This window comes from Treponema sp. UBA7567 (assembly GCF_002476655.1).
Taxonomy (GTDB): domain Bacteria; phylum Spirochaetota; class Spirochaetia; order Treponematales; family Treponemataceae; genus Treponema_D.
In genome coordinates this window covers 719-25,253 of record NZ_DLLH01000071.1, presented here as the reverse complement: position 1 = coordinate 25,253, position 24,535 = coordinate 719, and the positions used below count along the sequence as shown (strand labels likewise).

General features: G+C 39.5%; 24 protein-coding genes and 3 tRNA genes. 18 read left to right on the top strand and 9 right to left on the bottom strand.

Annotated features, from left to right (window positions below; all coding sequences use genetic code 11):
* Positions 1 to 364 (bottom strand): LptA/OstA family protein (locus tag B3Y13_RS08910; RefSeq protein WP_296694033.1); only part of this gene is annotated, 364 nt, incomplete at its 3' end.
* Positions 361 to 930 (bottom strand): LPS export ABC transporter periplasmic protein LptC, encoded by a 570-nt coding sequence (gene lptC, locus B3Y13_RS08905; RefSeq protein WP_296694030.1) that lies wholly within the window; start codon positions 928 to 930, stop codon positions 361 to 363. The genes B3Y13_RS08910 and lptC, both read right to left, overlap by 4 nt.
* Before the next feature lie 402 nt (positions 931 to 1,332).
* Here lptC and B3Y13_RS08900 point away from each other — a divergent pair, with 402 nt between their 5' ends.
* From B3Y13_RS08900 to rsfS, 11 genes are all read left to right on the top strand, one after another.
* Positions 1,333 to 2,088, top strand: a complete 756-nt coding sequence (locus B3Y13_RS08900; RefSeq protein ID WP_296694028.1) for a J domain-containing protein — start codon at positions 1,333 to 1,335, stop codon at positions 2,086 to 2,088.
* Positions 2,089 to 2,108: 20 nt separating this feature from the next.
* A complete protein-coding gene (map, locus tag B3Y13_RS08895; RefSeq protein WP_296668020.1) occupies positions 2,109 to 2,873 on the top strand; it encodes a type I methionyl aminopeptidase in 765 nt (254 codons plus the stop codon).
* 91 nt (positions 2,874 to 2,964) lie between these two features.
* Entirely contained in the window at positions 2,965 to 4,458 is a 1,494-nt protein-coding gene (locus tag B3Y13_RS08890) for a Do family serine endopeptidase (protein ID WP_296668024.1), read from the top strand.
* A gap of 111 nt (positions 4,459 to 4,569) precedes the next feature.
* Complete coding sequence (rplU, locus tag B3Y13_RS08885; RefSeq protein ID WP_296021260.1) at positions 4,570 to 4,881, top strand: 50S ribosomal protein L21; 312 nt, start codon at positions 4,570 to 4,572, stop codon at positions 4,879 to 4,881.
* 9 nt (positions 4,882 to 4,890) lie between these two features.
* A complete protein-coding gene (locus tag B3Y13_RS08880; protein WP_296694024.1) occupies positions 4,891 to 5,238 on the top strand; it encodes a ribosomal-processing cysteine protease Prp in 348 nt (115 codons plus the stop codon).
* 26 nt (positions 5,239 to 5,264) lie between these two features.
* On the top strand, positions 5,265 to 5,525 hold the full coding sequence (gene rpmA / locus B3Y13_RS08875; RefSeq protein WP_296021239.1) for a 50S ribosomal protein L27: 261 nt from the start codon (positions 5,265 to 5,267) through the stop codon (positions 5,523 to 5,525).
* Between the two features lie 127 nt (positions 5,526 to 5,652).
* Positions 5,653 to 6,816, top strand: coding sequence for a GTPase ObgE (gene obgE / locus B3Y13_RS08870; protein WP_296668028.1), 1,164 nt, complete (start codon positions 5,653 to 5,655; stop codon positions 6,814 to 6,816).
* Positions 6,813 to 7,478, top strand: coding sequence for a nicotinate (nicotinamide) nucleotide adenylyltransferase (gene nadD, locus B3Y13_RS08865; RefSeq protein WP_296668030.1), 666 nt, complete (start codon positions 6,813 to 6,815; stop codon positions 7,476 to 7,478). The genes obgE and nadD overlap by 4 nt, the downstream gene beginning before the upstream one ends.
* Entirely contained in the window at positions 7,450 to 8,064 is a 615-nt protein-coding gene (gene yqeK / locus B3Y13_RS08860) for a bis(5'-nucleosyl)-tetraphosphatase (symmetrical) YqeK (protein ID WP_296021197.1), read from the top strand. The genes nadD and yqeK overlap by 29 nt, the downstream gene beginning before the upstream one ends.
* A gap of 51 nt (positions 8,065 to 8,115) precedes the next feature.
* On the top strand, positions 8,116 to 9,351 hold the full coding sequence (locus B3Y13_RS08855; RefSeq protein ID WP_296021188.1) for an LCP family protein: 1,236 nt from the start codon (positions 8,116 to 8,118) through the stop codon (positions 9,349 to 9,351).
* Between the two features lies 1 nt (position 9,352).
* A complete protein-coding gene (gene rsfS / locus B3Y13_RS08850) occupies positions 9,353 to 9,724 on the top strand; it encodes a ribosome silencing factor (protein ID WP_296021179.1) in 372 nt (123 codons plus the stop codon).
* Positions 9,725 to 9,868: 144 nt separating this feature from the next.
* Here the strand turns inward: rsfS and B3Y13_RS08845 are convergent, their stop codons facing one another.
* Entirely contained in the window at positions 9,869 to 10,111 is a 243-nt protein-coding gene (locus B3Y13_RS08845; protein ID WP_296021171.1) for a hypothetical protein, read from the bottom strand.
* Between the two features lie 256 nt (positions 10,112 to 10,367).
* Here B3Y13_RS08845 and ispE point away from each other — a divergent pair, with 256 nt between their 5' ends.
* The 7 genes from ispE to lepA all read left to right on the top strand — a co-directional run bounded on the left by ispE (position 10,368) and on the right by lepA (position 18,333).
* Complete coding sequence (gene ispE / locus B3Y13_RS08840; RefSeq protein ID WP_296668033.1) at positions 10,368 to 11,237, top strand: 4-(cytidine 5'-diphospho)-2-C-methyl-D-erythritol kinase; 870 nt, start codon at positions 10,368 to 10,370, stop codon at positions 11,235 to 11,237.
* Positions 11,238 to 11,276: 39 nt separating this feature from the next.
* Positions 11,277 to 11,561, top strand: coding sequence for a septation regulator SpoVG (spoVG, locus tag B3Y13_RS08835; protein ID WP_277292350.1), 285 nt, complete (start codon positions 11,277 to 11,279; stop codon positions 11,559 to 11,561).
* Between the two features lie 20 nt (positions 11,562 to 11,581).
* Positions 11,582 to 11,654: transfer RNA gene (locus B3Y13_RS08830), tRNA-Gln, on the top strand.
* 470 nt (positions 11,655 to 12,124) lie between these two features.
* Complete coding sequence (locus B3Y13_RS08825; protein ID WP_296021124.1) at positions 12,125 to 12,676, top strand: 50S ribosomal protein L25; 552 nt, start codon at positions 12,125 to 12,127, stop codon at positions 12,674 to 12,676.
* A gap of 87 nt (positions 12,677 to 12,763) precedes the next feature.
* Positions 12,764 to 14,860 carry a hypothetical protein gene (locus tag B3Y13_RS08820; protein WP_296694023.1) on the top strand — a complete coding sequence of 699 codons (2,097 nt, stop codon included), beginning with the start codon at positions 12,764 to 12,766 and terminating at the stop codon, positions 14,858 to 14,860.
* Positions 14,861 to 14,871: 11 nt separating this feature from the next.
* Entirely contained in the window at positions 14,872 to 16,515 is a 1,644-nt protein-coding gene (locus B3Y13_RS08815) for a S1C family serine protease (RefSeq protein WP_296694020.1), read from the top strand.
* A 15-nt stretch (positions 16,516 to 16,530) separates the two neighbouring features.
* The gene (gene lepA, locus B3Y13_RS08810; protein WP_296021103.1) at positions 16,531 to 18,333 is read left to right on the top strand and encodes a translation elongation factor 4; all 1,803 of its coding nucleotides are present in this window, start codon (positions 16,531 to 16,533) and stop codon (positions 18,331 to 18,333) included.
* A gap of 4 nt (positions 18,334 to 18,337) precedes the next feature.
* On the opposite strand, the gene B3Y13_RS08805 is transcribed toward lepA, so the two are convergent.
* The 6 genes from B3Y13_RS08805 to B3Y13_RS08780 all read right to left on the bottom strand — a co-directional run bounded on the left by B3Y13_RS08805 (position 18,338) and on the right by B3Y13_RS08780 (position 24,495).
* Positions 18,338 to 20,005 (bottom strand): 6-hydroxymethylpterin diphosphokinase MptE-like protein, encoded by a 1,668-nt coding sequence (locus tag B3Y13_RS08805; RefSeq protein WP_296694018.1) that lies wholly within the window; start codon positions 20,003 to 20,005, stop codon positions 18,338 to 18,340.
* 15 nt (positions 20,006 to 20,020) lie between these two features.
* A complete protein-coding gene (locus tag B3Y13_RS08800) occupies positions 20,021 to 21,487 on the bottom strand; it encodes a peptidylprolyl isomerase (RefSeq protein ID WP_296694014.1) in 1,467 nt (488 codons plus the stop codon).
* Between the two features lie 204 nt (positions 21,488 to 21,691).
* Positions 21,692 to 22,414: a hypothetical protein gene (locus tag B3Y13_RS08795; protein WP_296694011.1), complete on the bottom strand. Its 723-nt coding sequence runs from the start codon at positions 22,412 to 22,414 to the stop codon at positions 21,692 to 21,694.
* Positions 22,415 to 22,690: 276 nt separating this feature from the next.
* Positions 22,691 to 22,763, bottom strand: a tRNA-Pro gene (locus tag B3Y13_RS08790).
* A 50-nt stretch (positions 22,764 to 22,813) separates the two neighbouring features.
* Positions 22,814 to 22,887: transfer RNA gene (locus B3Y13_RS08785), tRNA-Asp, on the bottom strand.
* 144 nt (positions 22,888 to 23,031) lie between these two features.
* Positions 23,032 to 24,495 carry a nicotinate phosphoribosyltransferase gene (locus tag B3Y13_RS08780; protein ID WP_296668047.1) on the bottom strand — a complete coding sequence of 488 codons (1,464 nt, stop codon included), beginning with the start codon at positions 24,493 to 24,495 and terminating at the stop codon, positions 23,032 to 23,034.
* Positions 24,496 to 24,535 lie beyond the last annotated feature (40 nt).

Here is a 24,535-nt window from a genome sequence, read left to right as displayed (position 1 = left end):
TAATTTGAGCGTCAGCAGTCACTTCATTTGCAATGTCTACAAGGTGAACTGCGTCTTCAAGCTGGGCGACTTTTGTCTGCCTGTCGTATTTTAGTTTTCCGCAGGTAAAATCCATTTGGCTTTCTGTTATGCTTCCGCTTACCGTTCCTGTTGCCGTAATGAACCTAAAATCTTCGCCCGAAAGTTCAATTGCGTCGGCGCTTATGTTCATGCTGGAAGTCTGAACTGTTGCGTTTCCTTCGAGGATTGTCGTGTCAGTTTTGCTGCCTGCCGTTCCGGACATAAAATCTGCCGTAAAAGTGATTTCTTCGCAAAAAAACAGTGCCGGAGCAAAAAAGAAGATTATCGAGATGATTTTTTTCATTCTTTGTCTCCGTCTTCTTTATCAACTACAGAACCGGAAATCTGGCTTTCAAAGTTGAATTTTCGGCTTACTCCGCTTGCAGAAAAGCCTGTTCCGCTTACGGTTGTGCCTTTTCTAGAAATTGTAACTTTTTCGTTTCGGCCGGAAGTGAGCTGTTCTGTTTTGCCGTTAAAATGCAACGACTGCGCGGTGATTTTTAAATCCTGGCTGTAAACGTTTATCGAAATTCCATCAAAAAGCGAATATTTTTCGTCATTTGTGCTGGAAGCAAGAAGAGTGCAATATCCGTCTGTATCAAGGGTTCCATCGTCCCTGTAAGTTTTAAACTGCGCAGACTGAGCGTAAGAAGAGCCGTCCGCCTTGTATTGCTCTAGTTTGTCTGCTTCAAGTTGAATTGAAATTTTATTGTCTTTGTATCTGTTAAAAACCGCTCCTGTAAAAAAGAATTCTGGAACTGTTTCTTCAGAATTCTTTTCAGTTTCATAATTGAGCGAACACGAAAAAAATGGTAACGCTGCTATAAAAAAAATAACAGATTTTTTAACTTTTTTACTATAAAAAAACATTTTTTAATTTTCTATGCAAGGTTTCTTTTTGTCAAGCAGATGAAAAAATCGGTCTTTAAAGAATTTTATACTTGTCGTGTTGTTGTTTTTTTTGATATAATGGCGAAAAATTCATTCAACGAGGTATTTTATGAGACTTGCGAGAAGAATCAGACCGCTCCGCTGGAATAAAACTATCAGAGCTAACAGCAAGAAAAATTCAAAGAGAATTCGTACAAACCACGAACTTCTTAAAGCTTTGGCAAAGTAAAATAAGGGCTGCCTTTTTTGGCAGTCTTTTTTATTTTAAATTTGCTTTTTTGCAAGGTGAACAAGAACTTTTTAGGCCTTATATTTTTTAATCTTTCTATAATAGAATCTTTAATTGTAAAAAAAATTGATTGTGAATATAATTGAAGAACTTTGGAAGACTGTTATAAAATTTTGGGAGTTCGGCCTGGCGCAACTGTCGCAGAAATTCGCCGTGCCTATAGAAAAAAAGCAAAACTTTTGCATCCTGACACTGCTGGAAATCTTGCAGATGAAGCGGCTTTTCGTGAACTTGTTAAAGCATACGAAATTTTATCTGATGTAAGGAAGCGTTCGCTTTTTGACGAATCTTATTTTTATCGTTACCGTTCTCATTCAACCCGGTCTTCCAATTCTTTTGATTATAGAACCTGGCTTTTGCAGCGAAATGATGAAGAAAGCCTGGCAAAACTGATATTTTTTGACCTTTTACATTCCCGCGAAGAAGATGCGGTGCGCGAATTTGTCGAAACTTGTAAAAGTCATTCACGTTTTAAGCTTTCAGACTGGTTTACTCGCGAAGATTTTATGGATTACGGTTTTATTCTTTGCGAAGAGCTTGTCTTGCATGAAGAATATTACGATGCCTTTGTTCTTTTAGAGCAGATTATACGAATGGAATACAGTTTTTCGTATTTTAGGCTTTTTATTCCGGAAGTGATGGATTTGGCGCGGACTGTCTTAAAATACCGCCTTGAAGGAAATGTTGCTGATGAACTGTGCCTTGACGCCTGGGAACGCGCTCTTGAGTTAAATTTTGGAAATAGTGATGACTCGTTTTTTTTGCACAAGATGGCCTCTGTTTATCGCCGTATTGGAGATGAACGGACAGCCAGAATTTGTGAAGAGGAAGCTGTCAGAATAAAATAACAACAAGAAGGAAAAATATAATGATTCGCTTAAAGAATGAAAAAGAAATTGATGGAATTCGCAAAAGTTGTCATGCCCTTGCAGATCTTTTTAGAGAAGTTGTTCCTCAGGTTGAACCAGGAATGAGCACTAAAGACATTGATGATTTGGTCGTAAAATTTATCAAAAAAATCGGAGGCGTTCCTGCCTGGTATTCCGAAGATTTTGCAGGAGCAGCCTGCATCAGCGTAAATGAACAGGTTATTCACGGTGTTCCTTCAAGAAAGAAGATTATTCACGACGGAGATTTGGTTTCTCTTGATATTGGAATTGACCTTGACGGTTATATTTCTGATTCTTGTCATACTGTTCAGGTTGGAAATGTAAAAAGCGAATACAAAAAACTTGTAAAGGCGACAAGAGAAAGCTTGCGCGCTGGAATCGAAGCCTGTGTTGCAGGAAACAGAATTCGCGATATTTCAAATGCTGTAAACGATGTCGCAAACGGAAAATATGGATATGGAGTTGTTTACGATTATTGTGGACACGGAGTAGGGCTTGGCGTTCATGAAGATCCGAGTATTCCAAATTGCCCGATGGGCGGTCCGAATCCAAGAATTCAGCCGGGAATGGTTCTTGCTATTGAACCAATGATAAATTTGGGAACGGCAGATGTTCATACGGCAGATGACGGCTGGACTGTCCTTACAAATGATGGAAAATGGAGTTGTCACGAAGAGCATACAGTTGCTGTTTTTGAAGACCATACGGAAATCCTTACACTTTGCGACGACCTTGTTTGCTAGTTTTTTTGTAACTATCCAGATTTTTTTTGATTATATTTGTATATAGACAATATCGAAAAAAAAATAGTTTTTTTTGGAGGTTCTTAAAAATATGAAAAATATTACATCAAAAATAGTTTGCGGTGTTTCTGCCGCAGTTCTTGCTTTTGCAGCTGTTAGTTTTTCGTGCAGCAAAATAAAAGTTGAAGGAACTGCCGATACGGTATTTGCTGAGTCAAAGCCGGCAGTTGCAATCCCAGCCGGCAGTTTAAATGTGATTGAAGCCTTGCAGAATTCTTTTAATTCAATTTCTGCCGGAGTTCTTCCTTCTGTCGTTGAGATTGATGTTACAGAAAAAACAACTGTTACTCAGGCAAATCCTTTTGATGATTTTCCGTTCTGGTTCTTTGGAAATCCAAATGGTTCTGAAAAAAAAGACCGTACCCGTGAATACGAGCAAAAGGGGCTTGGTTCTGGCGTAATTGTTCGCCGTACTGGAGATACAGTTTATGTTCTTACAAATAATCATGTTGCAGGCAAGGCTACAAAAATTACTGTCAATTTAAATGATGGACAAAAATTTGACGCAAAACTTGTTGGAGCAGATGAGCGTTCGGATATTGCCCTTGTTTCTTTTGAGGCAAAAAAAGATTCAAATATTGTAGTTGCGGCTCTTGGCGACAGCGACAATGTAAAGGTTGGAGACATTGTTCTTGCAATGGGCGCGCCTCTTGGATACAGTCAGTCGGTTACCCAGGGAATTGTAAGTGCAACAGGACGCTCTGGCGATCAAATTGGAAATATGAACGATTTTATTCAGACTGATGCTGCAATTAACCAGGGAAATTCTGGAGGCCCGCTCGTAAATATTTATGGAGAAGTTATTGGAATTAACACTTGGATTGCTTCTTCGAGCGGCGGAAGTCAGGGGCTTGGTTTTTCTCTTCCTATCAATTCTCTGAAAAAATCAATCGAAGATTTTATTTCAAACGGAAAAATTACTTACGGCTGGCTTGGTGTAAGCCTTCTTGACGTAAAAGATGATTATAAAAAAGAACTTGGTGTAGCTGGCAAAAACGGCGCGCTTGCTTCTCAGGTTTTCCTTGATTCTCCTGGACAAAAAGGTGGAATGCAGGCCGGAGACTTTATTATTGAAGTAAACGGAAAGGCTATAAAAAATCAAAATGAACTTATGCGCGAAGTTGGCTATCTTCCTGCCGGCAAAACAGCAGTTTTCAAAGTAATCAGAAACGGCAAAATTGTTGAGCTTTCTGTAAAAATTGAAGAGCGCACGGACAAAATAACTCAGGATAATACAAAGCTTTGGCCAGGCTTTATCGCAGCTCCTTTGTCTGACGAGATAAAAAAGGAACTCAATCTTGAGGACAAAAAAGTTAAGGGTGTTGCGGTAATGAATGTTTTGGAAAAATCTCCAGCGGCTGCTATGAGAATTCAAAACGGGGATATTATTACTGCCGTAAACGATAAAAAAGTTTCGAATATTCAGGAATTCTATGATGCCCTTAATTTGAATTCTAAGAAAGAAATTTGGTTCGATGTTTATAACGATGGCCATACATTGAGCACAAGCCATTATAAATTGTAGTTTGCTTCTTGTTGACCAATTTATAAAAAATTTGATAGAATCTAGTACTCATAATTTTTATATTAGTCGTTAGAGTTTCCGTTACACTTTGCGGCGTAGAAGAGGTATTTAATGTACGCACTTTTTGAATACAAAGGTAAACAGTACAAGGCTGAAAAAGACGCACTCATTCAGGTAGATAAAATCGATGCTGAAGATGGTGCTAAAATCACGATTGATTCAGTTCTTTTGGTTAGCGATGGAGATGCAGTAAAAGTTGGTACTCCATACGTTAATGGTGCAAAAATTGAAGTAGAAGTAGAAAACAGCTTCCGCGACAAGAAAGTTCTTGTTTACAAGTACAAGGCTAAGAAAGACTATCATCGTCTTATCGGACACAGACAGGAATACACAAATATTCGTGTAAAAAATATTCAGGGCTAATTTTAGCTTATGACAGCAGTAACCCTTTTTACCGGCAAAAACGGCGTGTTAAAAAAATGCAAAGCTAACGGACATGCTGATTTTTCCAAGAAAGGAAGCGACATAGTTTGTTCTGCGGTTACAATATTGCTCAAAACGGCTATGCAGTTTCTTTCACGGAATAAAGATGTTACCTTAGAAGCTGACACATCTTCCCGCGGAAATCTCGCTTTTTGCGTGGAAGTAAAAAAAAGCGGTCTGGAGACAGAAAACTGCTTAAAATTTACGGCAGATTTTTTGAGAGTTGGTTTTAATTCGCTTTCAAAAGAATATTCAAAAAATATTAGTTTTGAAGAAATTGCCGAAGCGGGAAACTAAATTGAAAATTTGAGCGGAGGCTTACTATGGGACGCAGTAAAGGTGGTAGCGGCGCAAAAAATGGTCGCGATTCAAATCCAAAACACTTGGGCGTTAAAGTATATGGTGGACAGGCTGTAACAGCTGGTTCTATTATTATTAAACAGCGTGGAACAAAAATTTTTCCAGGAAACAATGTAAAAAAAGCTGGTGATGATTCTTTGTTTGCGACAGCTGACGGTGTAGTTATGTTTGACGAGCGCAACAACAGAAAATATGCGAATGTTGTTGTTGCGGAAGCAAAATAAACTTCAGTATAAAATGCTGTAAAGATTACGTTTAATAAAAAATGAACTTGATCAAGCCCGGATTTCAGTTTTCTGTATCCGGGTTTTTTAGTATTTATTGATTTTTACAATTTTTTGGGAGATGCACATGAATTTATTTGCTGACGAAGCCGTGATTGAATGTCAGGCTGGAAAGGGCGGAAATGGTTGTATTTCTTTCAGACGCGAAAAATATATTCCAAGAGGCGGTCCTAATGGCGGAGATGGCGGAGATGGCGGCAATGTAGTTTTTATCTGCAAAAGAAATGTGCGCACTCTTGCGAATATTCGCTATAAGCATTTTTTTAGGGCAAAGTCTGGTGGTGACGGTCAAGGCTGGAATAAGTACGGCCGTGATGGTGAAGATATAGAAATTGCTGTTCCGCCGGGGACTGCAATCAGGGATTATGAAACAAACGAGCTTTTAAAAGAATTTACCGTTGAATCAAGCGAAGAAAATTTTGTCGCCTGTCGCGGAGGAAATGGCGGCTGGGGAAATGTCCACTTTAAAACTCCTACAAACCAGGCTCCTCGCATTGCAAATAAAGGTCAGGAAGGTGAATATAAAAAACTTCGTTTGGAACTGAGCATTATGGCAGACATTGGACTTGTCGGTTTCCCAAATGCTGGAAAGTCAACGCTTTTGGATGCTTTTACAAATGCCAGGCCAAAAATTGCGCCTTATCCGTTTACGACAAAAATTCCGAATCTTGGAGTTTTACAGGCGAACGACGAACGCGATGTAATTATTGCGGATATTCCTGGAATTATCGAAGGCGCTTCTGACGGAAAAGGTCTTGGAATTCAATTCTTAAAGCACATAAGCCGTACAGCCGGGCTTCTTTTTATGATTGACTGTTCGGATGATTCTTGTTTTGGGGCTTACGAAACACTTTGCCGTGAGCTTGAAGGTTTCTCTTCTGATTTGCTCAAAAAACCGCATATTGTTCTCTGCAATAAAATCGACCTTGAAGGTGCAAAAGAACGCGCTTTAAAAATTGCAGAAACGATTAAAAAGACGGAAAAGGACACAAAAGTTCTTGCGGTTTCGGTTGCAGCCCGCCTTGGAATGAATGAAATTCGGTTTGCAATTCTTGATTTGGTTACAAAACTTGATGGCGCGCCGGAACAGTTCAATTCGGATGGAACTCGTATAAGTTCAGGTTCTTTTCTTACAAATAAAAAAGAAGGAACTAGCATAAATCCTGATTTTATGAGCACACGTTCGGTTGACGAAGATGCCGAAATTCAGTTTCCAGGAAGCGAAAATTGAAAATAGCTGTTCTTGGCGGAAGTTTTAATCCGGTTCACATAGGACACCTTGTTCTTGCCGACTGTGTTTGTCAGGAACTTGGATACGATAAGGTCCTGTTTGTTCCGTGTTTTTTGCCGCCGCACAAAGAAATGGCAGATGCCGCTCCAGCAGAACAACGCCTAAAAATGGTAGAGCTTGCTGTAAAAAGCGATTCGCGTTTTGAAGCGGAAGGTTACGAAATTCGAAAAAAAGGAATTTCTTATACTTGGGACACGGTTTGCTCGCTTGAAAAAAAATATGCAGGTCAGCTTACGGATAAAATCGGCTTGATTTTTGGTTTTGACTTGGCGTCTCATTTTGAAAACTGGAAAAATGCAGAACTTCTGGCCGAAAAATGCCAGCTAATTCTTGCCGTGCGCGAAAATGAGTTGAAAAAGGATGCTGGAACAAGCTGGAACAAGGCAATAGGCGAATTTAAAATTGAAAAAAACGGATTTTCTGTCAGTGATTTTAAGTTTCCGCATGTAAAACTGCACAATCCGCAGCTTGAAATTTCTTCTTCAGAAATCCGAGACTGCATTCAAAATGGCAAAGCTTGGCGTTATCTTGTAAGCGATGCCGTTTTTGAATATATTAAAAAACGAGGTTTGTATGGCTGTAAAAACGGTGGATCTGAATAATCCCGAAGAGCTCAGTCAGGTTATTTTAAAAATTGAGGACTATGTAAAAACAGTGGTTTCCGAATCAAGGTACGAGCATTCAGTGCGGACAGCCCAGACTGCCGAAAAAATGTGCGCTCTTTATGGATTGGAACCAAAAATCGGCTATTTGGCAGGAATTGCGCATGATATGTGCAAGGAATTTTCCACCGAAGAAGTTTTAAAGCTTGTTTCGGAAGACCAAAAACCTGTTTCTTTGCTTGAGCAGAACAGACCGGGGCTTTTGCATGGAAGGGCAGCGGCGGTTTTGATTCAGACAAAATTCGGAGTAAAAGACAGAAATGTCGTTTCTGCAATTGCAAATCACACTTTTGCGGCGGCAGGAAGTTCTGATTTGGGAAAAATACTTTTTGCGGCGGACAAAATTGAACCGGGGAGACCTCAGTCAACTGACGAATACCGCAAAAATCTTTTTTCAAAATCTTTGGACGAATTGACACTTTGCGTTTTAAAGGAAAATATCGACTATCTCGAAAAGCGCGGAAAAAAAGTTGCAAAGCCTTCTTACGAACTTAAGGCTGAGCTTGAAGCAAAATTAAAGCATTAAAACGTAAAATTTGTTCAAAAGACAAAATTGACTTTTTATGGGAGAAAAGAGATGAAATCAATGGGACACAGCAGCGGAGGAAATAAAGGCGGTCTTTTTCTTGTTTTGATTTTTGTTATTCTTGTTGCGGTGACGACATTTATAGCGTTTTCCCTAAAAGTTGATACTGTCGATGAAAGTTTGAAAAATGACAGCGTAATAAAAACTCTCATCGTTCTTGAAGACAAAAAACAGGTTCTTTTTTCGGACATTTTTATTTATTATCCGGTTTCAAAACGTGGAGCGTTGATAAACATTTTGGGAAACACTGGCGCGATTTTTAAAAGCCTTGGACGTGTAGACCGAATTGATGCAATTTACTCCGAAAAAGGAATTGACGTTTTTAAATCCGAAATTGAAAATCTGATCGGGCAGCCTGTTCCGTTTTATCTCGAAATGAGCCTTTCAAATTTCAGCGAACTTACTGATATGCTCGGCGGACTGAAAGTATTTGTTCCTGAGCCAGTCGATGTAAAAACAGACGACGGAGAGAGATGGCTTTTACCGAGCGGATCTGTAACTCTTGACGGAAGCAAAATCAATACTTATCTAACTTATTCAAAACCTGAAGAAACAGAAGCCGAAGTTGCGGATAGAAGACAGAACGTAATGCTTGCGTTTTTGAGCGCAATAAACCGCGATTCAAGAATTCTCCTCAACAAAAACAATTTTCCGTCTTATCAAAAGCGAATAGGTTCAAATTTAAGCGAAAAAGACTTGCATAAGTTTTTTTCAGAAATTTCAAATGTCGATTATGAACGCCTTATTCCTCAATCAATTACTGGCTCAAGGCGAATGGTCGATGGAAAAGAACTTTTGTTTCCTTTTTACGATGGTCAGCTCATAAAAGATGTTGTAAAACAGGCTTCAAATGCTCTTGTGGATTTGGAGGATATGTCTGTAAACCGCATTTACGTGCTGGAAATTCAAAACGGAACTTTGGTTCAGGGATTGGCACGAAATACGGCAGCCTTGCTAAAAAGCGCAGGCTATGATGTTTTGAGTACTTTGAATGCGGAACGCCAAGATATAGAAAAAACGCAGATTATAAATCACATAGGCAACGCAGATATTGCAAAAAACCTTGGCGATTTTATTCACTGCACAAACATAGTTGATGAAGAAATAAAACCGGACTCGGAAGACAACTATGATAACGGATACGAAACCAGTTCAAACGTCGATTTTACGATTATTCTTGGAAAAGACTTTGACGGACGCTACGTAAAAAATACTGGAGGAAAATAGAATGGAAGAAAAAACAGCAAAACAACAGGCGCTCGAACTTGCGCAGATTCTTGAAGACGGCAAAGCCGACGATGTTACTGTTATTGAAGTTACAAAACTCACAAGTTGCGCAGATTTCTTTGTAATTGCAACAATTCATAGTTCAGCACATTGGCAGGGACTTGCAAAGCAGATAAAAGACTACGTAAAGGCAAATGATATGCAAATTCATCTTACGCATACAAAAACAGCAGGCGGTGACGACTGGAACATAATCGACATTGGCTCAGTTCTTGTGCATCTTATGTCGGCAGATGCCCGCAATTTTTACGAGCTGGAAAAACTGTGGCACGCAGGAAACTTTATAAAAGGCTCTCAGTCAGAAAACGCATAAGTTTTTGAGAACTCGATTTTGGCTTGCCGGATTTTGTTTTTTTTGTAAACAGAATTTGGCAAAAAAAAGGAGGCCGGAGAATATGTGTGTGTGACATATTTTCCTGCTTCCCGTTTTAACTTAAAATAACCTTAAAAGCGATTCTTACATTTCTTCAAAATCGTCATTAAAGCTATTGTCCATTGAGGAATCTTCGCCAAAAGCGTCATCTTCCTCCAGATCATCATCAAAAGACTCATCGTAAATATCGTCGTCTTCAAAATCGTTCAGAGAATCATCGTCGTAAATCGCAGAATCATCATAATCTGCCGAATCTTCGTCGTATTCGTCTGAGTACGAAAAGCCAGAGCCCGAAAATGAGTCAATGAAAGAGTCACTTGTGAACATTTTGCCTTCCCCCGCTCAACGCGTACCATATCATAAATTTTTACAGCCCAGTCAGTCAATTGAAATCTTTAGAAAATTTCTTTATTTTTTATGGGCGGTTCCTGCCTTCCGGCAGGCCACGCTTTCCGCAGTTCCGCTGCCGCTTCATTCCTGCGCTTTGCTCCGGAACGGCTGCGCCGCTGCTGCAATCGTTACCGCAAAATCATTTTTTTTAAACTTAATTGACGAGCCTAAAAAAAACGTATAAAATTAAGTTATGTCAGATATTCAAATTCTGGCTCCTGCAAAGGTGAATCTTGGCTTAAAGGTTCTTCCAAAGCGGGCAGACGGATTTCATAATATCGAAAGTATTTTTCAAACTGTCAGGTTGTACGACAAACTTACTGTTTCTGTACTGCCGGAAAAAAATACTTGCGCGGTTTTTGCGCCTGGTTTTAACGGTCTTCCTGCAGAAAATACGCTGACAAAAACATACAGCTCTTTTTGTTCCTTAACTGGCTGTTCTACTGGTGTAAAGGTTTTTTTGGAAAAGCACATTCCTAGTGGAGGCGGACTTGGTGGTGGTTCTTCGGATGCGGCTTACTTCTTAAAGGTTTTGGCAAAAATCAACAAAATTGATTTAAGCAGTGAACTTGCAGACAAGGTTGCTTCGCAGGTTGGAAGTGATGTTTTTTTCTTTCTTCATAGCGGAGAGGAACAGGACAAAAGTGGCTGTGCTGTCGTTACTGGTCGTGGAGAGTTTGTAAAGCAGATTTTACCGCGGAACGATTTGTTCTTTTTACTGGTTTTTCCTGGCGTTCATAGCTCTACAAAAGAGGCTTATTCGCTTGTTGATAAAACATATGAGGCGGGCAGTATTTTAGATTGTCCGAATCTGGCAGATTTAGAAACCATATATCGAAGCCCTGTCAAAGACTGGACTTTTGTAAACAGTTTTACTTCTGCGTTATTGCAAAAATACCCAAAAATAGGCCTTGCCTTGCGGGATGTAAAAAACAGTGGTGCTCTTTGGGCGGATATGTCTGGTTCTGGAGCAACAGTTTTCGGTGTTTTTGAAACAAAACAAAGTGCCGAAAATGCTTATTCATTGTTAAAAAAAAGTTGGTCAAACTGTGTAATTGCATAAAACCTTCTTTTTAATTATTTGCAACGGAGGAGTACTTATATGGAAGTATCAGAACTGCGTATTAGAAAAGTAACGGCCGAAGGCAAGCTTAAAGCTTATGTAACAGTAACCTTTGACGGTGTGTTTGTCGTTCATAATGTAAAAATTATCGAAGGCAAAACAGGTCTTTTTATTGCAATGCCAAGCCGAAGAACGGCAAACGGAGAATACAAGGATGTGGCACATCCAATCAGTCCTGAGTTCCGTGCGGCTTTGCAGGATAAAATCTTGGCCGAATACAATGCCGGACACGTAGTAGAAGAAGCCGGCGAAGGCGAAGATTAGTTTTTTTATAGTCAATTTTTTGGGACGTCGGCAAGCGGTAAGCCCCCGGCTTTTGGTGCCGGTATTCCACAGGTTCGAATCCTGTCGTCCCAGCAGATGATATAATCTGGATTTCAATGTTTTTTTTGGAATCCAGATTTTTTTTGTCCAAAAATGGTTGAGGATTCGAAGCGGAGCGAGCGGCGTAAAAAATGCGAAGGCTTGGAGCGGTTTTTACGAAAGTTGCCAGGGAAGGCAGCTTAGCGAGCGTAGCCGGCATGAAAGAGAATGCAGAATGGTTTTGACTGGAGTTCCTGCAAAAGTATGATGTTTTGCGGCAAGGATGGGAACACCGCCGCGGAGGCGTTCCTGAGCGCAGCGCAGGAATGGAGGCAAAAGCCGGAAGTGTGGACAGCCTGGTTTTTGCCTGCAAAAAGCCGCCCGGCAAATTATATTGACTTTCTGGCCTGTTTTTGAGATACTTTCAGAACTGTCGGATATGTGTCCGATAAAAATTAAGAGGGGCTGGCAAAACTTTTATATAATTGTTTTGAAGACCGCTCAAAATTGAGGAGTTCTATAAAATGGAACAGTTTGTAGTTGAAGCATCTGTACGCAACGAGACAGGTAAAAAAGCAGCAAAAGCTCTTCGTGCAGCAGGAAAAATTCCGGCTGTTATTTATGACGAAGAAGGAAAAGCAACATCTGTTACTGTAGATTCAGTTCAGTTTAACAAAGTTTGGCGCAATATTACTGCCACAACTCTTGTTACTCTTAAGTTTGAAGGCAAAGATTACGATGCTTTTATCCGCGATACAGAATATGATATTATCACAGATTCAGTTCTTCACGCAGATTTCTTTGTTGTAAGCAACAAAAAGCCTGTAACACGTCAGTTCAAATTGCAGTACAAGGGAACTGCTGCCGGCGTTCTCAAGGGCGGATTTATGGTTAAGCATATTCCTGAAATCAAGGTTAAGGCTCTTCCAAAAGATCTTCCTGTTCGCGTTGTAATTGACGTTTCAAAAATCAACATTGGCGATGTTTTCCGTGTTAAAGACATTGACCTTGGTGACAAAGTTACAGTTCTTACTCCAGCAGAAGCTGAAGTAATTACAGTAGCTCCAGCACGCTAGTTTTTTTTGCTTGATAAAAAAGTCTTTCCGTTTGCAATAAAAATGGAAGGACTTTTTTTTTGATTTAAAAGACGATAAAATATAGTTATGAATTCGTCTTTAAAAAAAAGTTTTTGCGCTGTATTTTTTTGCCTCTCTTTTTTTTGTTCAACTTGCCTTTATGCCCAGGGACTTTCTGCCAGTGAAGCAAACAGAAAAACGGCTCTTCGTTATTTGAAGGTTGCTGAGCAGTATGCCGCTTCTAAAAACTGGACTGCCGCCGATTCGAGCGCAGAACTTGGTCTTGCCTTTGATGATTCTATTTCTGATCTTTGGTATATGCGTTCTGTTGCAAAGAGCGCCCAAAATGTTCCTAAATATCAAATTTTTCCTTTGATTGAAAAAGCCCTTGATTGTGAGCTTTGGGTCGATTACAACAAGGAAACTGCAAGAATCCTTTATGCCGACATTTTGTGCTCAACTAGAAAATTTGAGCAGGCTCTTGAAGTTTTGGATGGTGAGCAATTTTTATATTCAGCAGATGCCGAATTTATCCGTTCTAAAATTTTTTATAACCTTGGAACAGAAATGTTTCTTGAAAAAGCAAGAAATAAAATTGATTCTGCAAGAAGAATTTATCCTGATGATCTTCGGTTTCCAAAACTTTTTTTTGAGCACGAATATGCGCTTGGCGGCAGAAACGAAAAAAATTCAAAACTTGCCGACAGTTTTATAAATCTTCTTTACAAAAAAACTTCGCTTTCTGCGGAGCTTGAAATTTATCTTGCTGTTTTTTCCACTGGTGAAAGCAAAATCCGGCGGCTAAAATCATTTAACGCGAAGAATCAGCGTTCGCCTTTGTATTTAATCGCTTCTCTTGAAGAAGGCGTTGAACTTTTGCCGGAAGAAAAGGCCTTGGACTATTTTTATTCTTTTGCCGACAAAGAAATTGATTTTGCGGTTTTGCAGGAATTTGTTTCATCTCTAAAAAAAGAAGAATCCAGGCAGGAACTTGGTGAATATTTAAATCAATATTCTGGAACGATTTACAAAGATACTGACGGCGATTTGGATTTTAACCTTAAAATTGAATATTCGCGCGGCCGTCCTCAAAAAATCACATATGACGAAAATCAGGACGAAATGCCCGATTGGAGCGCTGTCTGCGATTTTGGAGAACCTGTAAAGCTTCATATTCCGGAAAAATCGATTGAAATTGAATACGGAAACTGGCCTGCTGTTGTCAGCGCCATTTACAAATGCGAAGACAGAAGCGAATATTCCTTCTTTCTTGTGCCGCAAACTCTTTCTTGGACGCCTTTTTCGATTGCCGCGGATGAAAATATAAAAAAACAGACTGGAACGGATTTTTTTATTCCTTTTGTTTTGGAAAAAGTTGAAAATGTTTCAGTTCAAAAACTGATCGATTCTTCTTCTAATTGTTCGATTCCTTGTTCTGAACGCGAAAATGCCGTAGTTGTCTTTAATCTTCTCGATGGAAAGCCAGTGTTTGCCCGTTATTACGAAAATCAAAAAATGTATGCGCAGATGCAGTTTAAAGATGGTATTCCAGAAACCCGCACGGTCGACATGGATAATGACGGTTTTTTTGAACTTACGGAAACTTACGGGGCTGAAATTCAAAATAACGAAAAAACTGAACTGGAAGACGGGCAGGTTAACTTTTTGGCAAAAGCCTTGAGTGCGCCTGTAAAGATGATTCAGATTGATATGAACGGCGACACAATTGCTGACTACACAGAAGAATACACCGGCGGAGAAGGAAAAATTTCTTTGTGGGATTTGGATGGAGACGGAAAGTGGGACGTTCGTTACGAAAAATGTCCAGCAGAAAAAGACGGTTCTTTGGTTGAAAAATCCACTTTTTACAGGCCTTGGTCTAAAGTTCCAGTTACTGTAATCATAAAAAATGGAAAACCTGCCGTCATTCTTGAAAGTGAAAAAAAATTGAATGTAATAAAAGATTCTGTTTCCGAAGTTTTCTGGATTGAAAATGCTGGTTCTAAAGGCGATGCGGAAAAAATTTTAAAAACATTTAACCAAAACGAAGACAAAAGTGTTTATATTATCGTAGAAAATGACTCAAAAAGAATGTTCGCCGTAAAAAACGGACTGTATATTTTTGCGCAAATTATACCGGATAATCCGAATTCTACAAAAGAACGAGGTTTGTCCGAAAAATAAAATTAGAAAAGATGAAGAAAATGAAGAAAAGTGAATTGAGAAAAAAAATTGTTGCGGCCCTTGGCTGTTCTTTGCTTTTAATATGCATAAACGGCTGTAAATCAACCGAACTTTCAGAAAGTTTTGAATTGCCAGATTACACAATTGAAGATGTAAAAAAAGAAGAAATAAAAAGAATTGAAGAAATTGGCGAAACTGACTGTGTTCAGGCCTATTGGCGCGCTTTTTTGCTAAAAGACCAGAAAACTCTCGAAAAATGTGAAGAAAACGTTTTTGCTGAATATAAAAAGGCTCTTGAAGAAAAAAAATGGCTGGAAGCTAGAAGGTTGTGTTATGCTTTGGAATATCTTGGCGGAGCACAAAACAAAAAACTTGAAAAAAATACCGATGAATTGGATTCTCTCTGCCTGGAAGCATTAAAATCTTTTGGTTCAGATAAAAATTCTGGAAAAAAAGTTTCAGAACTGATAAAAGGAACAGTAACTGTCTGGGTTGACAAGGGAATTAAAGTTGAAAACGGAATGGGGTACGCTGACCGTGTAATCGGTTCGGGATTTTTTATTTCTAAAGATGGATATATTGTAACAAACCATCACGTAATTGTGGATCTCGTAAATCCAAAATATGAAGGTTATGCGCGGTTATATGTAAAACTTGCCGAAGATTCAGAAACCCGTGTTCCAGCAAAAGTTGTTGGCTGGGACAGCAGCGTTGACCTTGCTGTGCTAAAAGCCGAAATTGACGCTCCTTATGTGTTTAATCTTGGTTCGAGCGGAAGTCTTGAGGTTGGCGATAAGGTTTATTGTATTGGTTCTCCGATTGGACTTGACCGCACTTTGACAAGCGGCATTGTAAGCGCGAACGACCGTTCTCTTTTTAGCGCAGGACCAGTTATGCAGATTGATGCTGCCATTAATTCAGGAAACAGCGGCGGACCTTGTGTTGACGAAAATGGAAATGTTCAGGCGATTGTTTTTGCAGGAATGCTTCAGTATTCTGGACTAAATTTTGCAATCCCTGTCGAGTACTTAATTTCGGAACTTCCTGTCTTGTTGAATGGCGGAAAATATGACCACAGCTGGCTAGAAGCGAACGGACGCACAAAAAGAGCTGGCGGCAGAGATTTGGGCGTTGAATTGAATTATGTAATGCCGGGTGGAAATGCGCACCGGGCAGGTCTAAAGGCTGGTGACTTGATTACTTCGATTGAAGACTCAAAAATAAAAAATCTTGAAGACTTGCAAAAAAAAATGCTTGGAATTTCTGCTGGATTTATAATCAAAGTGAAATATCTCCGGGGCGAAGATTCGGTAGAAAATGAAGTTAGAGTTTTTGTTTCTTCAAGGCCGTTAAACCCTGGCTATACTTTTTATAAAAATGATGTAATTTCAAGCTCTTTTACAGCAATTTTTGGCATGAAGCTCACTCCGCTTTCTGAGGGACGCAAAAAGTACCAGATTGAATCGGTCGTAAAAGGCTCGATTGCGGACGAATCTGGTTTTTCGGAAAACGATCCTGTCGAAGTAAAAAACATAAATTTTGATAAAGAAAATACAACTTTGTATACGGAAGTATATGCAAAAAATAGAAAAAAAGGATATTTAGATATAAGTGTAGGAATCGCGGCTCCGCTAGACAGTCCTAACTATTTCTAATAAAATTGGCACTCTATGACAGAAATGAAATATAAACGCAATTTTTGTATTGTTGCACATATTGACCACGGCAAATCAACTCTTTCTGACCGTCTTATTCAAAAATCAAAAATCATTGACGACCGTTTGATGACAAACCAAATTCTCGACAATATGGATATTGAGCGTGAACGCGGAATTACGATAAAAAGCCAGGCGGTTACAATTCCATATCATTCAAAAGACGGAAACGACTATGAGCTTAACTTTGTCGACACTCCTGGACATGTCGATTTTTCTTACGAAGTTTCCCGGGCGATTGCTTCCTGCGAAGGCGCTCTGATTTTGGTTGATGCTAGTCAGGGGGTTGAAAGTCAAACAATGTCCAACCTTTTTATGGCAATGGAGCACGATTTGACTATTGTTCCTGTCATAAACAAAATTGATCTTCCGTCTGCCGATATTCCTTCGGTAAAAAAACAGATTGAACACGACCTTGGGCTTGATCCGGAAGATGCGGTTTTGGTAAGTGCAAAAACTGGCGAAGGAATTGACAATTTAATGGAAGCCATTGTTTCTAAATTTCCTCCTCCGTCTGGCAATCCAGAAGGAAAAGCTCAGGCTCTTATTTTTGATTGCCATTATGATGAATATCGTGGAGTTATAATTCACATCCGCGTAAAAGAAGGCCGGATTAAAAAAGGCGATATAATCCGCTTTATGTCCAATGGTACTGACTATAAAGTTGAACAAATTGGAATTTTTAAAATAAATTATGAAGAAAAACCATATCTTGAAGCAGGTGATGTCGGCTATATTATTGCAGGATGTAAAACTGTAAGCGATGTCCGCGTTGGCGATACTGTAACTCTTGCAGATAATCCGGCGGATAGGCCTTTGCCAGGATTTAAAGAAGTTAAGCCTGTTGTATTTTCTTCTATTTATCCGATGGATTCTAATGATTACGAAGAACTTAAAGACAGCATGGAAAAATTAAAGCTCAACGATGCGAGCCTTACTTACGACAAAGACAATTCCATTGCTCTTGGAAACGGTTTTAGATGCGGCTTCCTCGGTCTTTTGCATCTTGAAATTATTCAGGAACGTCTTGAACGCGATTATGATCAGGCAGTTATTTTTACATCACCTTCAGTAGAATATAATTGTACTCTTACGAACGGCACGGAAATAGTTGTTGACAATCCGACTGAATTCCCGGAAACAAAAATAAAAGAAGCGAGAGAACCTTACATCAGAGCTTCAATTATCACTCCGTCAGAATTTATCGGTTCAATTATGAATCTTTGCACTGAAAAACGCGGAATTCAAAAAAATATGACTTATCTTGACGAAAAACGCGTTGAGTTGATTTACGAAATGCCGCTTTCTGAAGTGCTTTTTGACTTTTATGACAGGCTCAAAAGTTACAGCCGCGGGTACGCAAGTTTTGACTACGAAGTAATTGAATATCGTCCGACAGACCTTGTAAAAGTTGATATTTTGATAAATTCAAAGCCTGTGGATGCCCTGTCTTTCCTTGCTTATCGCCCTGGCGCCGTTGCCCGTGCAAAAAAAGTGTGCGAACGCTTAAAAGACGAAATCTCTCGCCAGCAGTTTAAAATTGCTATTCAAGGAGCAATCGGAAGTCAGATTATTGCCCGTGAAACTGTAAATCCTGTGCGAAAAGATGTTCTTGCCAAGTGTTACGGCGGCGACATTACACGAAAACGCAAGCTTCTCGAAAAACAGAAAGAAGGTAAAAAACGCATGAAGATGGTTGGAAACGTTGAGCTTCCACAGAGCGCGTTCCTTGCTGTTCTAAAAGAAAAAGAAGACTAGTTTTTTATAGGTTTTCAAAGTTTTTTAGAAAAAAGTCGATTTCGTTGCTGATTCTTTTTAAAAAACTCAAATTGCCGGCTTCAAACCTGTATCCATCTGGAAAGTGCAGATAAAGATATTCTCTTTTTGATAGAAGATTTTCTATTTCAGCGCGCAGGTTTGGTGTTGGAGCCGGAGCTGCTTTTTCGCCTTTTGAAAGCAACTCTTTTATTCTCAAAAGCGCATTTTTTTCTTCTAAAAGATATGTTTTTGTTTTGATTTTGATGTCGGAGCTTGAGCTGTTTTTTTTGTTCTGCTCGTACAGAGCGTCAAATTCGCCTTCTTTTTTTTGACCGAGCGGCTGGCAGAAGTTTTCGATTTGTTCTGTGGTCACAGACGGAAGGCTTAAATTTAAGCCGGAAAATCCTGCATCATAGAGTTTTTTTGAATCCTTAAAATAATTTACAAATAGCGCAGCGTAGTTTTTTAGCGCGGTGTCCGTTATTACGGTTCCGTTTTTTCCTGGGACAGTTTTTGCGTCTGCCTTAAAAGCGGCATCGTAGTTTTCGACAGGCTTAAAGCGGTTTGAAGAAATAAGTCTTGCCGTGTGGGCAGGAGCGCCTCTTGCGTGTGTAAAGCCAAGACTGTACGAAAAATCGAGTCCTGTAACAAAAACCGGCACATTTGAATCAAAGCGCATAAAAAGTGCAAGATAGACCGCCGTAAGTCCAACTGAACCGAGCGGTGGAATTTTTGCAGGAAGAATGCCCTTTGATTCCGCGCTTTTTAAAAATTCACTTTCCGAAAATTCCGAATAAAAATACAGATGCCGCCCCTTTGTATGGCGGAGAACTGCCGGTCTTGAGGCCAAATCGCTTATTATTGCAGCCTTTGTCTTATTTGCTCCGATATATGCTTTTTCGATTGCAAGCTGGGATTCGACTGCAATTATAAAGTCTGGCTGAATTTTGTGTTTTAAAAGAACTGGAAGCGCAGCATCAACCGCAAGAACAGTGCATTTTTGCAGTGTTTTTTTTGAAACGCTTAATAGAAAAGTTTCTGTGCTTTCGCCGGCTCCAAAGACAATAAACGGTCTTAAAAAAAATGGCGAGCAATGAGGAATGCTTTGCTCTGCGGGAATTTCTCTTAGATTTCTAAAGAAATTTTTACAAAAAAGCCTGCCCATTTTTACGAGAGTGATCCGATTTTTCCAAAAGGAAGCAATAAAATTTTGAGAAAAAAGCGCGGTCTGCGAATATAATGTTTTGTAAAAAAAAGTTCCTCCGCTCATTTCAATCGAAACCGTCCGCCTAAAATGCGGCAGAGTTTTTATAAGCGCTTCTATTTTTGAAGGCGAGGTTAGCAAAATTTTTTTAGAATCCTGATGACAGCTTTTTTTTATTTCGTTTAATTTTTTTTCTGCCAGTTCAAACAGTTTTTTGTCCGCTTCTATTCCGAGAATAAGCGAATCTTTTGGAATCTTAGTCAAAAGCTCTTTTAAGCCGTACCACAGGCATGGAGAAAAGCAAAGAATGAGCGTTTGTGGCAGAATATCCAGATTAGCTACGGTCTGCTCAATTGCCTTTTGAGGAGAGTATTTTGAGTAAAGAAATCTGTTCTTGTATAAAACAGAAAAGCCCTGACCGGCTTTTACCAGACAGGGCTCTTCAGTTTCAATCTTACCGGATTGCAAATTGTTCAATTTTATTTAGTTTTTCATCATTTTTGTAAAGAAAACATTTGCAACATCATTCTTTACTTTGTCGCTAGAAAGCAGCGCCATCTGGAGCGAATAAGAATCGATAGAAGTAACTGCGCCCGCAATTTCTTCTTTTTTCGAATCTGTCAAATTGTCTTTCTGAGTACCAGCAGCTTTTATCACAAGAATTGAATCTCCTGCAACAACTGGTTCAGAAATATCTCCGTTTTTGAGGGCAAATGCCTTTTTCAAAAGATTCTCGTTTGTAGAAGCGCCGGAAATTGAAGTAAATTCTTCTGGAAGAGAGCCGAGCATTGAGTCGTTTGCGTAGTTGAGCGCAAAAGCTGGAACTTTTACAAATTTTGCACCATTAGACTTGCCGGCTGCTTCAAAACCTTTCTTTTCAGCGTCGGAAGCAACAGCCTTTGCTTTTTCGATAAAATAGCTTTCGATTAAAGAAGTTTCGTTTTCGTTGATGTAAGAGCGAACTGCAGCAATAACGGTTGAATCTGCAAAGTCCGGTTCAGTTTTAATCAAATCGTTATGGAAAATCGAATATCCGGCAGAAGTTTCGATAACTCCGCTGGTCTGGTTCAATTCGAGGGCAAAAAGCGCCTTTCCGTCGTCTTTTTTTGTAACAATATTCTGAATCTGATAACCATAATTTGAAGAAAGTTTTCCGTCTGCTCCAGAATATGCCTTGTCAGAATATTCAGATACAGCATCAGAAAATGTGATTTCTTCTTTTGTGAGCTGGTTCAAGATTGATTTTGCCTTTGACTGGTCTTTTACTGTGATTACAGAAAAATTGTATTTTGTGAATTTGTCTTTATTTTCTGCGCCAAAAGCTTTTATCTGAGATTCTGGATAATCTTTTTTGTCAAAAACTGCAAGGTCAAAAGAACGTTTTTCTGAAGCCATTTTTTCAAAAAATTCTTTTTCTGCGTCAGAAGATTTTAAGCCGTAAAGAGTATGGCCTGCATATTTAGATTGAGTTCCCAAATAGTCTTCGCCGCATCTGTTCCAGATTAAGCCGCGTGTAAGATCCTGCTGCAGCCTGCTTTTGTCATCTGCGCTGTAGCTGTTATAGATTTCTGGAGAATAGTTGCCTTTTTCATCGGTAAAATACTGGTACATCTGGCGAGCCACGCTTTCTTTTGAAGGTTCCCAGCCTGATTTTTTTACGTTGTCTGCATAAGCGATAGCCTGGACAGCCGAAACAAAAGCGTAATTATAAATTGTGTAGTAGTCAGAATCTTTTAAATCAACTCCCTGTCTTCTGTACATTTCGGTGTAATTTGCAACAGCATTTGCAAATTCGCTTCCCTCTTTGTATTCAATTTTTTTGTTTCCGTATTTTCCAAAAACGAGAGGAGCCTGGCCTGCTCCTTCTGCCATTGCTGGAATAAAAATAAAAGTGATGGCAGATAAAATCAAAATGATTATAGAGCCAATGAAAAGCATTGTTTTTTTCATGATAAAAACGTCCTTTTTTTACTATTTTTTCGAGTATTTAAAAAAGCCTTGCTCAAAAAAACATAAACTTTTTTAAAAAACAGTAACTTAATTTTATCATTCAGAGCGTGGTGCTGTCAATTGACGGTTTTTTCTTTCTTATATACGTATGCGCCCGATAATGACAGTAAAATTTAAAACTCGAAATTGAACCTGCTTATTTTTTTAATAAACGACCATCCTGTAGCAGCCCCGGCTTGAGCGGAAAATTTTTATTTTTGTTGCGGAATCAGTTTCAATCTGGTTTTTTAATCTTGAAATATATGAGTAGACAGACGATTTATGGTCAAAAAAATCCTTTTTGTTTCTAAACAGAACTTTTTCTAGTTCGGACAAGCTCATGTCTTTTGTCCTGTTTTTGTACATATATTCAAAAAGCTGAAAAAGAGCAGGCGAAAGATTGTTCCTGAACCTAAAATCAAGAAGGTTAATTTCGCGCTGAGTTTCGCCGCCTCTAAGTTTTTCCCACCCGACCGGAATTGCCGGCTGCAAAAGCGAAATATGCCGTTTTACGCTCGGATCGCAGATTATTTCGTTTAATTTTTTGAGCGTCGAAATGCAGTTTTGAGGAAAATTAAACTGGTAATAAAGCTCATTTTGGCTTATCCAGTGGTTTACCCGTTCGTCGTCTGGGGAAGAAGGGTCATTGTAATAAATTATGGGAATTTTTTTCCCCATTTCAAAAATCGATTCAAAAAGATTAAAGCAGCAGCCGCTTATAAGAGTAAAATCGCAGACAATCATATCAATCTGACAGTTAAAATCTTGAATGTTCTTGTACAGCAAGCTCCAGTCGTCCTGCAGATAGCAACGGCAGCCAGAATTCTCAAGCCTTTCCATAATAAGGCGGCAAACATTCTTTTCACGAGTCAAAAAGCAGATTTCCATAGACAACCTCTCCAAAATTGTCTTACCAGTCTTTAAGATTTTCGACTTTTTCAAAAAAAACTGAAGAATTTTTTATTTATAATGGGGCGCACAACTTTCCTAAAAAAAAACACTTGTCGGTTATGCAAATTTTTTTTGTAAAAACGGCTGTCCGCGGCTACAGCGTCTTACGCGCTTCCGGTGTTTGCACACACACGCTTCCGCGTGTCCGCTGCCATCCGGCGCCAAATAAAAAAATGCAAAAAAAAATCTGCCAGGACGACAGATTTTTTAATATCGGGTATGGCGGATTCGAACCGCCGACCCCTAACTCCCGAAGCTAGTGCGCTACCAGCTGCGCTAATACCCGATTTTTTTAATTTTAATAAAAAAACCTTCCTCACCGAGGAAGGTTTTTGACGCGAGCAGCGGGGCTCGAACCCGCGATCTCCGGCGTGACAGGCCAGCGCGATAACCAACTTCGCTATGCCCGCGTGATGTATTTATATTAGCAAAACGAATTATTTACGTCAATAGCATTTTTTAAAATTTTTTAATTTTTTTTGTTTTTTTTCAAAAGACAAAAAAATCCACGATCGTAAAACTTTTTGCTTGTTTTGACCGTGGATTGATTTTGACTATTTTATTCTTTTTTCAATAAAATCCATCTTTAGATTTTTCATTGCTTCTGTCAGGCTTACTTTGTAAATATGCGGATTTAAAATACGCTTGTAAGAAGCATCCAGAGTTTCGAGCTGCTGCTGTGCTGTTTCGTGTGCAAGACGGATTACTTTTCCAGCAGGCTGTTTTTCTTCAATCCTGTTGCCGTTTTCTACAACTTTGTGCAAAAGAGCCTCAGTTTTTGCCGCCTTAAATGTAAACTGGCGGTAGTCAATCATCGGATGGTAGTAGCGGTATTCTTTTCCTGCTTCGATTTTTTCGTCTTCTGTTGCGATTATGTCGGCCTTTGCATTGCCTTCGTCATCATACAGACGGTATACATTTTTTATTCCAGGATTTGTGTTTTTTTCAGGATTGTCTGAAAATTTCATTGCAGGAATATTCTTGCCGGAGGTCTTGTCAAATCTTGCCGCCAGCTTGTAAACGCCTGTAAAGCTGGCCTCGTTTCCTCCAGTCACCATGTGGGTTCCAACGCCCCAGCTGTTGATTGGTGTGTTTTGCTGAACAAGAGTCTCGACAATTTCTTCTGTAAGCTCGTTTGAAACTGTGATTGTTGCCTGCGGAAATCCTGCCTTGTCCAGTTCTTTGCGGACTTCTGCCGTAAGATAGGAAATATCTCCAGAATCAAGCCTGACGCCGAAGTTGTAGCCTTTCTCTACGAGCTTTGCCCCTGCTTTGATTGCATTTTTTATGCCGGAGCGGAGAGTGTCGTAGGTGTCGATTAAGAAAATTGCCTTTTGAGGATAGAGCTTTGCGTACGCTTCGAACGCTTCAAGTTCAGAAGGGAAGGCCATAATCCAGGAATGAGCCATTGTTCCCATTACCGGAATATCGTAGAGTTTTCCTGCCAGAGTGTTTGACGTTCCGGCTGCTCCGCCGATAAAACTTGCGCGCGTTGCGCTCATTCCGCCGTCTGGTCCTTGTGCGCGTCTTAAGCCAAATTCCATTATTGAGCCTTTTTTGCTTGCAAGCCAGATTCTTGCTGTTTTTGTCGCAATAAGGCTCTGGAAATTTATGTGGTTCAAAACCAAAGCCTCGACAATCTGCGCTTCAATCAGTTTTGCGTGGATTCTGACAATCGGCTCCTGAGGAAATATAACCGAGCCTTCTCTAAAGGCGTAAACGTCGCCTCTAAAACGGAAAGTTTTCAGGTATTCGAGAAAACCCGGCTCAAAAATCTTCTGTTGCCTTAAAAATTCAATATCGCTTGGACTAAAAGTAAAATCTGTGATTGCGTCTAAAAGCGTATCAAGGCCGGCAAAAATTGAAAAACCGCCGTTAAATGGCTGTCTTCTGAAAAACATGTCAAAAACAACATCCTGATTCATGTCGTTTTTCCAGTAGCCTTGGGCCATTGTCAATTCATAAAAGTCGGTGAAGAGAGCACTGTTTATGGTGCTGTTTTCGATTTTTTCGTTCATTTTAATCTCCTATAAAAAGTCAAGATTAAAACTTCAGTTT